10 protein-coding genes are annotated in these 11,239 nt (G+C 34.3%); 5 read left to right on the forward strand and 5 right to left on the reverse strand.

What is annotated here, in order from left to right:
- Positions 1-3 precede the first annotated feature (3 nt).
- Positions 4-1,803: a histidine kinase gene (locus PHR76_RS07215; RefSeq protein WP_300060260.1), complete on the forward strand. Its 1,800-nt coding sequence runs from the start codon at positions 4-6 to the stop codon at positions 1,801-1,803.
- On the forward strand, positions 1,800-2,555 hold the full coding sequence (locus PHR76_RS07220) for a LytTR family DNA-binding domain-containing protein (protein ID WP_300060262.1): 756 nt from the start codon (positions 1,800-1,802) through the stop codon (positions 2,553-2,555). Before PHR76_RS07215 ends, PHR76_RS07220 begins: the two co-directional genes overlap by 4 nt.
- Before the next feature lies 1 nt (position 2,556).
- On the opposite strand, the gene radA is transcribed toward PHR76_RS07220, so the two are convergent.
- The 5 genes from radA to panC are packed head-to-tail and all read right to left on the reverse strand — an operon-like array spanning position 2,557 to position 7,309.
- A complete protein-coding gene (gene radA, locus PHR76_RS07225; protein ID WP_300060265.1) occupies positions 2,557-3,918 on the reverse strand; it encodes a DNA repair protein RadA in 1,362 nt (453 codons plus the stop codon).
- Between the two features lies 1 nt (position 3,919).
- Positions 3,920-5,068 carry an alpha/beta hydrolase-fold protein gene (locus PHR76_RS07230; RefSeq protein WP_300060269.1) on the reverse strand — a complete coding sequence of 383 codons (1,149 nt, stop codon included), beginning with the start codon at positions 5,066-5,068 and terminating at the stop codon, positions 3,920-3,922.
- A 60-nt stretch (positions 5,069-5,128) separates the two neighbouring features.
- Positions 5,129-6,094: a lysylphosphatidylglycerol synthase transmembrane domain-containing protein gene (locus PHR76_RS07235; RefSeq protein ID WP_300060272.1), complete on the reverse strand. Its 966-nt coding sequence runs from the start codon at positions 6,092-6,094 to the stop codon at positions 5,129-5,131.
- A 2-nt stretch (positions 6,095-6,096) separates the two neighbouring features.
- Positions 6,097-6,447 carry an aspartate 1-decarboxylase gene (gene panD, locus PHR76_RS07240; RefSeq protein WP_300060275.1) on the reverse strand — a complete coding sequence of 117 codons (351 nt, stop codon included), beginning with the start codon at positions 6,445-6,447 and terminating at the stop codon, positions 6,097-6,099.
- A gap of 13 nt (positions 6,448-6,460) precedes the next feature.
- Positions 6,461-7,309: a pantoate--beta-alanine ligase gene (gene panC / locus PHR76_RS07245; protein ID WP_300060278.1), complete on the reverse strand. Its 849-nt coding sequence runs from the start codon at positions 7,307-7,309 to the stop codon at positions 6,461-6,463.
- Between the two features lie 108 nt (positions 7,310-7,417).
- Here panC and PHR76_RS07250 point away from each other — a divergent pair, with 108 nt between their 5' ends.
- The 3 genes from PHR76_RS07250 to glmS form a co-directional block, all read left to right on the forward strand.
- Positions 7,418-8,224, forward strand: coding sequence for a glycogen/starch synthase (locus tag PHR76_RS07250; protein WP_300060281.1), 807 nt, complete (start codon positions 7,418-7,420; stop codon positions 8,222-8,224).
- A gap of 17 nt (positions 8,225-8,241) precedes the next feature.
- Complete coding sequence (locus tag PHR76_RS07255; protein ID WP_300060284.1) at positions 8,242-9,876, forward strand: DUF4270 domain-containing protein; 1,635 nt, start codon at positions 8,242-8,244, stop codon at positions 9,874-9,876.
- Between the two features lie 12 nt (positions 9,877-9,888).
- The coding region (gene glmS, locus PHR76_RS07260) for a glutamine--fructose-6-phosphate transaminase (isomerizing) (protein WP_300060288.1) at positions 9,889-11,239 on the forward strand (1,351 nt) is incomplete at its 3' end.

An 11,239-nucleotide genomic window follows, 5' to 3' on the forward strand; every position in this document is an offset into this window, starting at 1 on the left:
GATATGCCTAATCGTCTGAAAATTGTTATTCTTTTTTTGCTTTTCCCTTTGTTAATGGTTGCTCAAGATAGCATCAAAACAAAAGTGAGTGAATCTTCGGTGAGCAAAAAAGCAAAAGAAGTTGAGGAAACGCTAGCTAAAAGCAATCCAGAAGCGACCGCTGATAAGTATGTAGAGTTAGCTAAGGAATTGGAAAAAAAAGAGGCTTACGCGAAAGCGGAGGATTATTTAAAAAGAGCATTGCCAATTTATCAAAAGCAAAAGAACAAAGAAAAAATTGCCAGCACAACCCGTTTCATTGCTCAAATTCAAGAGAAACAAAAAAAGTATAAGGAAGCTATTTCTAATTACCAGTCGGCTAGTGAAGAAACGATAGATGCGGGCTATTCTAGGGTAAACTCGAATGATGCAAGCCGTTTGCAAAATTCAAACCCAAGTGTTCAATCGGAATATTTAGAATCCAATGTTAAAATTTTAGAAAAAGAAGGGAATTTAGAAGCTGCGGCAGAAGTCTATAAACAGAAAGCGGTAGTCGATTTAAAATCGGAAAATAAAAGTAGGGCGATTGAAAATTATGAAAAAGCCATCGCCGTTTCTAAAGATAAACCAGAAGAAATTTTAAAATTAAAAAGTGAAATTTCTAAAGTTTATGCTTCTGATAATGAAGTAGAAAAGGCCATCGAGATTACTAAAAACACCATCTCAGATGCAGAAAAATTGGGAAGTATTGCTCAACAAATCGAACAACAGCAAACGTTGGCAAGTTTATATTTTCAAAATAAAAACGATGACAAAGGCGTTTTAGTGTTAGAAGAAACCTATCGCTTAGCGTTAAAAAACGGACGAACATTTGATGCCAAGAAAGCGATGTTGGCTCTTTCAGATTATTATAGAAAACGAGGGAATGAAACCAAAGCGATTGAATTATACGACCAATTTTTAAATGATTTTGACCGAATGGTGCTAGCGGATAGTTCGTTGGTAGATGCTAAAATATTTCAAGTTACCGAAGAAAAAATTAAGCAATTAGAAAAGGAAAGAGCTTTAAAAGACGAATTAATTACCAAGAAAAATAAATTCAATTATGTCTTGATTGGTTCCGTGATTTTAATGTTGATTTTATTGGGATTGATCGCCAAAGCTTTGTTTTCCATCAAAACCAAAAACAAAAAAATTGCGTTACAATCGCTTCGGCGAGAAATGAATCCGCATTTTATTTTTAATAGTTTAAACAGCGTCAACCAATTTATTGCTCAAAATAAAGAATTGGAAGCCAATAAATACTTGACTTCCTATTCTAATTTGATGCGAAACATGATGGAATCCTCCAACAAAGATTTTATTACCTTGACGAATGAAGTGGAACAAATAAAAAAATATTTGGCTTTAGAACATTTGCGTTTTCAAGACAAATTTAATTACGAGATTACGATAGACGATAAAACAGAAACGGATAGTATTTTAGTTCCGAATATGTTGATTCAACCGCATTTAGAAAATGCTATTTGGCATGGATTACGGTACCGAGAAACCATCGGAAATTTAAAAGTGACTTTTGTGGAAGAAAATAATTTTATAAAAGTTTCGATTGTAGATGACGGTATTGGCTTTGAAAAAAGTAAAGAGTTGAAAACAGAAAATCAAAAAGTGCACGAATCTAGAGGGTTGAACAATGTGCAAGAACGCATTAGTTTGTTGAACGATTTGTATCATCAGCAAATTTCCTATACAATTTCGAACGGAACCGATGGGGTTGGAACCTTGGTTAACCTTTATTTTTTAAAAACCACTAAAATAATATGAATGATTTTAAGAAAATAAAAAGTGTTATTGTTGAGGATGAATCGGCAGCTCGCGAAGCTTTAAAAAATTATTTAACAAAATATTGTCCGCAAATTGAGATTGTTGGCGAAGCTCATCATGCTAAAGAAGCAATTCCGTTGTTGCAGGAGTTGCAACCACAATTGGTTTTTTTAGATGTAGAAATGCCATTCGGAAATGCCTTTGATGTATTAGAAGGGTGTAAAAATTTAACTTTTGAAACCATTTTTGTCACTGCTTTTTCAGAATATTCGCTACGAGCCTTGAACCAAAGTGCGGCCTATTATTTGTTGAAACCGTTAAGCATTGAAGAATTGATTTTGGCCGTCAATAAAGTGCAACAACAACTGTTAAAATACGAAGTGTTCAATAGAAATGAAATTATTGTTCAAAATTTTCGCGAATCCAAAATCGAAAAGCAACAAGTTATTTTGCCCACTTTAGAAGGTTTTGAAGTCGTAAAAATGGACGAAATCGTTCGCCTGCGAGGCAACGGTAATTTCACCGACATCTATTTAAAAGATGGAAGCAAAAAAATGGTTTGTCGGTTTTTGAAACATTTTGAAGAAATGTTGTCTTTGCCTTTCATGCGTGTGCACAAATCGCACATCATCAATTTAAATTATGTAAAATCCTATCACAAATCGTTGGGTGGTTATGTGATGCTTTTTGATGAAACTGAAATTGAGATTTCAGTGAATTATAAAGAAGTTTTCTTGAAAGTTTTTAAATGATTTATCCAAACAATTCCCCCACTACATCTTCAATCTTCGCCACTAATTTCACTTGAATTAAGGTGTCTTTCAGCGAGATTTTATTGTATTTTGAAACAAATATTGTGGAGAAACCGAGTTTTTCTGCTTCTAAGATGCGTTGTTCAACACGATTCACAGGACGAATTTCTCCTGCTAATCCAATTTCTCCTGCAAAACAAAAGTTTTTGCCAACAGGAATATCTTCATTCGAGGATAAAATTGCCGCTACAACAGCCAAATCAATCGCTGGATCATCCACAGAAATTCCACCTGTCACATTCAAGAAAACATCTTTGGCTCCCAAACGAAAGCCCGCACGTTTTTCTAAAACGGCCAAAATCATATTCAATCTTTTGGCGTTATAACCCGTTGTGCTTCGCTGCGGTGTTCCGTAAACTGCTGTGCTGACTAAGGCTTGGATTTCAATCATCAAGGGTCGCATGCCTTCCAAAGTAGAAGCAATTGCGGTTCCAGAAAGCTCTTCGTCTTTATGCGAAATTAATATTTCAGACGGATTGGATACTTCTCGCAAGCCAGAACCTTGCATTTCATAAATGCCAATTTCGGCTGTTGAACCAAACCGGTTTTTTAAGGCTCTTAAAATTCGGTAAACGTGATTTCTGTCGCCTTCAAATTGCAAAACAGTATCGACCATATGCTCCAAAATCTTTGGCCCAGCAATTGTTCCATCTTTCGTAATGTGACCAATTAAAAGTACTGGAACATTGGTTTCTTTGGCAAATTTGATGAGTTCTGCCGTACATTCTCTAATTTGTGAAATACTTCCTGCGGAGGACTCAATATAGTCGGTATGTAAGGTTTGAATGGAATCAATAATAACGATTTCAGGTTCTATTTCCTGAATTTGTTTAAAAATATTTTGTGTTTTGGTTTCTGTTAAAATAAAGCAATTGTCGCCGTTTGGCGTAATCCGTTCGGCACGCATTTTAATTTGTTTCTGACTTTCTTCTCCTGAAACGTATAAGGTTTTGAATGGTAATTGTAATGAAATTTGGAGTAAAAGTGTGCTTTTTCCGATACCGGGTTCACCGCCTAACAAAGTTAAGGAACCAGGAACCAATCCGCCACCTAAAACCCGATTAAGTTCGCCATCGGTCGTGTTTAAACGAATTTCTTGTGTCGAATCAATGTCTTTAATCCGAAGTGGTTTGGGGGCTTTTCGGCTTTCAGTAGAAGAAGGTTTCCAACTGGATTTTTCTTCTTTTTGAATAATTTCTTCCACAATCGTATTCCATTCCTTACAAGCATTACATTGTCCTTGCCATTTAGAATATTGTGTTCCGCAGTTTTGACAAAAAAAGGACGTTTTAACTTTGGCCATTTTACTTTTGCATTTGCTTCATTTCTTCCGATTTGTCGTACATCATGTCTTTGTCCAAATTGTAAATCGGTTCTTTTTGAAAAGCACTTAAATAATATTTTTGAGCTCGTTTAAAATCTTCTTTTCGCTCATACATGGTTGCCATAAAATAATCAGGCAACATGGTTTTGCCATAATATTTATCGGCTAAAATAGAGAGTTCGTCAAATTCATTGTACGCTTTATTTCTAACAATAGCAGCTTCAATCGCTCTAAAATCATTTAAACGAATGGGCATTTTAATATTCAATGATTTTTCTAATAAGTCATATTTTTGTTTGAGGTATTCTACGTAACCTGATTCTAATTTCACAATTTTTTCATTAAACTCAGTCGAAGTAATCGGTTGATAAACTGCAAAAAATTGATATAACGCATTGGGGATAGAATGTAATACTAAAGAATAATGTGAAGCACCAATAAATTCATCAAATTTATAATTGAGCGTTGTGTTGTTAATTGCTTTTACTTTTGCGTCGACATCTTTTATCTTTTCCTGCATTTTTTTCAAATCGCCATCCGCTGTAGAAAGATAGTAGTAAATTGGGTTTGAAATGGCACCTAATCGTTGCGGAATTCTGTTTTCCATATCCGTTGCCATGTCTGGGCTTAATGCAATATAAGCATTGAAAATAGGATTGTCTTTGTATAAATAAAAGTTAATAAATCCAGCTGTGGTATCGTGTCCCGCAATAATTTTAAACGGAGCCATCCGATAGGTTTTTTGTAAATAGGGCATAAGCTCCGTGCCTATAAAATCGAAAAAATTTGCTCCTGTAGTATCTGGCAAACCCGATTCTTCATCAAAAATGCTGTCGTCAAAACGTTCTTGGTTTTTATTCTGCGTAATTCCAACCATAATTACTTCGGGCAAATCATCCCAATAATTACCATATTTAATCGCTCCTTGAAACGGATCAAATAAATATTCTGCATCTAAAACAAGAACGAGCGGGTAATTTCTTTTAGTATCTTTTTCATAGGAAGAAGGTAAGCTAATGTAAATTTCTCGATCTGCCCCGAGTTTTTTGGAAGTAAATGTTTCGATAGTTTTTTGTGAAAAAACGGAAGAGGTACACAAAACTAGTAGTGCTATTTGGACTAATCGCATAGGGTCTGTTTTTTGGAAGCTCTATAAAAAAAACTTCGTTTTCGAAAGCAAGATAGTAAATTATTTGTTTTTGTTTGCGATTGGCAAAAATAAATAAGAAGCTAGTCCAAGAACGATGGTTAATAAAGTTTGTGAAGTCCAAACCAGCCAGCCAAAAGCAGTTCCTACATCATTTGAAATTCCATACAAAGAAAGAATTAAAGCGATAGAAAGCGGGTAAGCACCTAAGCCGCCATTGGTAAATCCAACTGCTAAACTGCCAAAAATGAAGCCCATGACTACTATATCAAAACCCATGTTTGCGGTTTCAGGCATGGCAAAAATGGTTACATAAAACATTAACAAATAGCAAAACCAGATAAAAAAAGAATGAAATAGGTAGTTCCATTTGTTTTTCATTCTAAAAATACTGGCCATTCCTTCGGTTAAACCGGCCAATTTTTGCTTCAATTTTTTAATAATATTCCATTCGGCATAAATCCAAATCAGTAAAAAAAGGACAAATAGCAAAAAACCAATTCCTATAAAAAGAAGTATGGTTTTAAGGGAAACATTTTTGTCTACTAAAAATTGATAGAGCGTGTCGAATTGCAGTATAAAACTTATAAAAACAAACAAGAAAAAAATCATTAAATCTACAAAGCGTTCGGCCACAATGGTGCCAAAAGCTTTATCAAATGGCACGTTTTCATACTTTCGGATTAAAGCCGCCCGTGAGATTTCGCCAGAGCGAGGCACGGTAAGATTAACCAAATAAGAAACTGAAACAGTACAAAAATTATTGTAAAAATGGGTTTGATAGCCCAAGTGGTTTAACGCATATTTCCACCGATAAGCTCTAGACCAATAGGCACCACAAGCGATTACTAAGGATAAAAGGATATAGAAATAATTGGCTTTTTGAAAACTATTTTTGATTTTATCAATTTCGCTTGGCGTCAAACTTGAAAATTGATACCATATAATGGCAATTCCTAAAAAAAGAGGAATGAGGATAGTCAACCATTTTCGGATTGATTTTTTCAAAATTAGGTCAACGAATTATCTTTTTCGTTCGGAAAAACTAAAGCGGGTTTAAACGATTTAGCTTCTTCAAAATCAATAATGCCGTATGCAATAATGATAATAATATCGCCTTTTTGAACTTTTCTAGCTGCGGGGCCATTAAGTGTGATTTCGCCGCTATTTCGGTTTCCTTTAATAGCATAAGTTTCTAAACGTTCGCCATTATTAATATTGACAATTGAAACTTTTTCGCCTTCTACAAGGTTAGAAGCTTCCATCAATGCTTCGTCAATGGTAATGCTACCGATATAATTTAAATCTGCTCCGGTCACCTTTACGCGGTGAATTTTGGATTTTACAACTTGAATTTGCATGGGACAAAGATAATTATTTTAATGAAATGGTATCAATCAATCGAATGTTGTTCACAAAAACAGCAATAAAAGCTCGATATTGTTTGTTTTTCGATTTCCGAAGACACGTTATTAGGCTAGTTTCATCGGCAATTTCAAAATATTCTAAACTCATTGTAGCATGGTTTTTAAATACGTTTTCAACAAAAGTCGTAACTTCTCTTGCACTTTTCGTGCCAAACCACATTTTAGCTTCCGTCAAGGTTTTAAAAATGAGTGCTGCTTCCTTTCGTTCGGCAGTTGATAATCGTTCATTTCGGGAGCTCAACGCTAAACCATTTTCTTCCCGATGAATCGGACATCCTACAATTTGAACAGGAATATTGTTTTTTTGAACTAATTTTTTTACAATTTGTAATTGCTGAAAATCTTTTTCGCCAAAATAGGCATGTGTTGGTTTTATAATTTCAAATAATCGCTTTACAATGGTGCCAACTCCATCAAAATGGCCTGGACGATGTTTGCCTTCCATTTGATTTTCTAAGCCATCATATTGAAACGTTTTAGAAACAATTTGTTGAGCATAAATATCTTCAACTGTAGGAGCAAATACGATAATATCCTTCGATAAAGACTCAATTTTCTCGATATCGCGGTCTAAGGTACGCGGATATTTTGCTAAGTCTTCTGGATTATTAAATTGCGTTGGGTTTACAAATATACTAATTACGGTTATGGCATTATTTTCTAAAGATTTAGCTAGTAATGATAAGTGTCCCGCGTGAAGAGCACCCATGGTAGGAACAAAACCAATGCTGGTTTTAGATGTCCAAAACGGGGCTAAATGCTCTATAAGAAAGCTTTGTTTGTTGAAAATGAGCATGTATTTTTTAAGATTTGAGTTGCAAACTTACTATTTTACTTAAATATTTGCGTAAAATTTTGTATTTTTGCATGATTTTAAAATCTAATCAATAAAGTTCAAAATAATATGGAGGATAAGAGGATATTGTATGTATCATCTGAAGTAGTGCCTTATTTGGCGGAAAATGAAGTGTCCATTATGTCGTATGACGTTCCTAAAATGGTCAATGATCAAGGAGGTCAAATCAGAATATTCATGCCGCGATATGGAAACATTAATGAAAGAAGACATCAATTACATGAAGTAATTCGATTGTCTGGGATGAATTTAGTAGTTAATGATTTGGATATGCCTCTTATTATTAAGGTTGCTTCTATTCCTAAAGAACGAATTCAAGTTTATTTTATAGATAATGATGAGTATTTCAAACGCAAAGCTACTTTTGAAGATGAAGATGGTAAGTTGTATGAAGACAATGATGAACGAGCTATCTTTTTTGCAAAAGGAGTAGTAGAAACCGTTAAAAAATTAAACTGGGTGCCAGATATTATCCACGTTCATGGTTGGATGGCTTCTTTATTACCTATTTATATGAAGCATTATTATAAAGATGAAGCACTTTTTTCTAACACGAAAATTGTGACCTCTGTTTATGCTAAATCTTTTGAAGGCAATCTTAACAATGAACTTTTAAATAAAATCAAATTTGATGGCGTTCCCGAATCGGCTATTCAGGTTTTAAAAGAGCCTAATTATGAGAACCTTATTAAAGCATCAATACAACATTCTGATGCTGTGATTGTTGCGTCTGAATCATTAACTTCAAGTTTAACAAAATTTATAGAATCTTCAGAAAAACCTTTTTTACCTTTCTTCCCGAAAGAGGATTATGCCGAGCATTACCTCAATTTCTATAAAAATCAAGTACTATAAATTATTTTATTAAAAAAATGCTTACAAAAAAAACAGTACAATTTTTCCTAATTGTTTTCCTGAGTTTGTGGATGGTTTCGTGTGATAAAGATTATAATACCATTGGAGCCGATTTAGTAGGCGACAACCATTATACCTTTGGTGATCCAGATAAAGATGTAACAGTTGTTGCGTTTAATGAAGATTTGGGTGTTGTTCAAACGAATAATTTAGTGATAAATCCGTTGGGAATTTACCATAATCCAACTTTTGGGTCGCAAACAGCTCATTTTGTGACACAGGTTTTATTGCCAGAACCGGTTCCATCTTTTACCATCATTACAGCACAGCCAGAAGTAGAAGAGGTCACGCTTTATATTCCTTATTTTAGTAAATCAGTACTTGTTGAAGATGGAAATACAACCTATACTTTAGATTCGATTTATGGAACATCAAAAATTAAATTAAGCATTTTTGAAAATGGTTATTTATTGCGTGATTTTGATCCATCTTCAAATTTTACGAATGCTCAAAAATATTATTCAGATCAAGTAACTGATTTTGAAATTAATAAAAAAGGAGCGGCTTCTGACGGTGCTTCTATTCCAAATGGTGAACGATTAAATAATGGCGAAGATGTAGTGGATAATGACGAGTTTTTTTTTAATGCCGCTCAGATTAGAGATACAATTGTGGATGCCGATGGTAAACAAACAATTAATCGCTCCGCACCAGGAATGTATTTAAAATTGAACAAAGATTTCTTTCAAAAGAAAATTATTGGCGGGAATTCGATTGGGAAACTAGAAAACAATAATGTATTTAGAGAATATTTTAGAGGATTATACTTTAAGGTTGAACAATCAGCGGCAGAACCGAACGGGAGTAGCTTGGCGATGATGAATTTTAAAGGCGGAAAAATAACCATAAAGTATAAAGAAGATAAAGCGGTGCAAGGTCAAGAAACTCCAGATCGTGTAGAAAAAACATTAATTCTATCACTTTCAGGTTCTACGGTAAGCCTAGTGAATCAAGAGCGTAAGCCCGATTATGCTTCAGCATTAGCATCGGCGTCCTCCTCTTTGGGTGATGAGCGTCTGTATGTAAATGGTGGCTCAGGTTCTATGACTATTATCGATTTATTTGGACGCGATGCAAACGGTCAATCTGCCGAACTAGAAGAATACCGAGCTAAAGACTGGTTAATCAATGAAGCAAATCTTACTTTTTATATTGATAAAGATAAGATGGCTAATACGAAAGAACCTAACCGAATTTATTTATACGATTTGAATAATAACCGTCCTATTTTTGATTATTATACCGATCAAACCACCAATTCTGTTAAGCCTAAATTCGGCAAACGTGTTTATAGCGGTATGATTGTGAAAGAAGATGGCAAAGGAACCCTTTATAAAATTAGATTAACAAATCATATTACACAATTGTTAAAAAATGCCGATTCAACAAATGTCCGACTTGGATTAGTAGTGACCGAATCTATCGCAAATGTTGATAATTACGCTGTAAAAAATCAAACCGCCTCTGGATTAAAAAAAGTGCCTACTGCTTCTGTTTTAAATCCTTTAGGCACAGTGTTGTACGGAAGTAAAACTTCTGTATCTTTGGACAAAAGATTAAAACTTGAAATTTATTACACCAAACCTGATTAAATAGTAAATTATATGTGTGGAATTGTTGGATATATTGGCAAAAGAGATGCCTATTCTATTGTGATTAAAGGATTAAAACGTCTAGAGTATAGAGGTTATGATAGTGCTGGAGTCATGCTTTATGATGGAAAAGATTTAAAAATCTCTAAAACAAAAGGGAAAGTAACCGATTTAGAAGAAGTGTCTGCAAAAGATAAAAATTTCTTTGGCTCTGTTGGAATCGGACATACGCGTTGGGCTACTCACGGTGTACCGAATGATGTGAACTCACACCCACATTTATCCAATTCTGGAAATCTCGCTATCATTCATAATGGAATCATTGAAAATTATGAGCCATTAAAGAAAGAATTAATCAAAAGAGGCTATGTGTTTCATTCCGATACCGATACCGAAGTATTAGTGAATTTGATTGAAGATGTTCAAATGAAACACGGTTATAAATTAGGAAAAGCTGTTCAGGTGGCTTTAAATCAAGTGGTTGGTGCTTATGCAATTGCTGTTTTTGATAAAAATAAACCAGACGAAATTGTAGTCGCTCGTTTAGGAAGTCCTTTAGCAATTGGCGTAGGTGAAGATGAATTTTTTATTGCTTCTGATGCTTCTCCATTTATTGAATATACAGCAAATGCAATTTATTTAGAAGATGAAGAAATGGCGATTGTACGTTTACATAAACCGATCAAAGTTCGTAAAATTAAAGATGACACTTTAGTAGATCCTTATGTTCAGGAATTAAAAATGAACTTGGAGCAAATTGAAAAAGGTGGTTATGAACATTTTATGTTGAAAGAAATTTATGAACAACCAAGCGTAATTAAAGATACCTATAGAGGAAGATTACTGTCTAATAAAGGAATCATTCAAATGGCTGGTATTGAAGATAACCTAGAAAGATTCTTAAATGCAGAGCGTATCATTATTGTGGCTTGTGGAACATCTTGGCATGCAGGCTTAGTTGCAGAGTATGTTATTGAAGAATTTACAAGAATTCCTGTAGAAGTAGAATATGCTTCAGAATTTAGATATAGAAATCCGATTATTAATAAAAATGACATTGTCATTGCTATTTCTCAATCGGGAGAAACGGCCGATACCTTAGCCGCAATAAAACTTGCCAAAGAAAACGGAGCTTTTGTTTTTGGAGTTTGTAACGTTGTGGGCTCTTCTATTTCAAGAGAAACACATGCGGGAGCTTATACACATGCTGGACCAGAAATTGGAGTAGCTTCAACCAAAGCATTTACAACTCAAATTACCGTTTTAACCTTGATTGCCCTTCGTTTAGCTAAAGCGAAAGGAACCATGAATAACTCAGAATACCATCGCTATTTATTAGAGTTAGAAATGATTCCAGAAAAAG

The organism is Flavobacterium sp. (assembly GCF_028689845.1).
Lineage (GTDB): Bacteria > Bacteroidota > Bacteroidia > Flavobacteriales > Flavobacteriaceae > Flavobacterium.

Excerpts from the sequence above, each read along its gene's own strand:
- PHR76_RS07215 (WP_300060260.1), top strand. The coding sequence starts at position 4 with ATGCCTAATCGTCTGAAAATTGTTATTCTTTTTTTGCTTTTCCCTTTG.
- PHR76_RS07220 (WP_300060262.1), top strand. The coding sequence starts at position 1,800 with ATGAATGATTTTAAGAAAATAAAAAGTGTTATTGTTGAGGATGAATCG.
- radA (WP_300060265.1), bottom strand. The coding sequence starts at position 3,918 with ATGGCCAAAGTTAAAACGTCCTTTTTTTGTCAAAACTGCGGAACACAA.
- PHR76_RS07230 (WP_300060269.1), bottom strand. The coding sequence starts at position 5,068 with ATGCGATTAGTCCAAATAGCACTACTAGTTTTGTGTACCTCTTCCGTT.
- panD (WP_300060275.1), bottom strand. The coding sequence starts at position 6,447 with ATGCAAATTCAAGTTGTAAAATCCAAAATTCACCGCGTAAAGGTGACC.
- panC (WP_300060278.1), bottom strand. The coding sequence starts at position 7,309 with ATGCTCATTTTCAACAAACAAAGCTTTCTTATAGAGCATTTAGCCCCG.
- PHR76_RS07250 (WP_300060281.1), top strand. The coding sequence starts at position 7,418 with ATGGAGGATAAGAGGATATTGTATGTATCATCTGAAGTAGTGCCTTAT.
- PHR76_RS07255 (WP_300060284.1), top strand. The coding sequence starts at position 8,242 with ATGCTTACAAAAAAAACAGTACAATTTTTCCTAATTGTTTTCCTGAGT.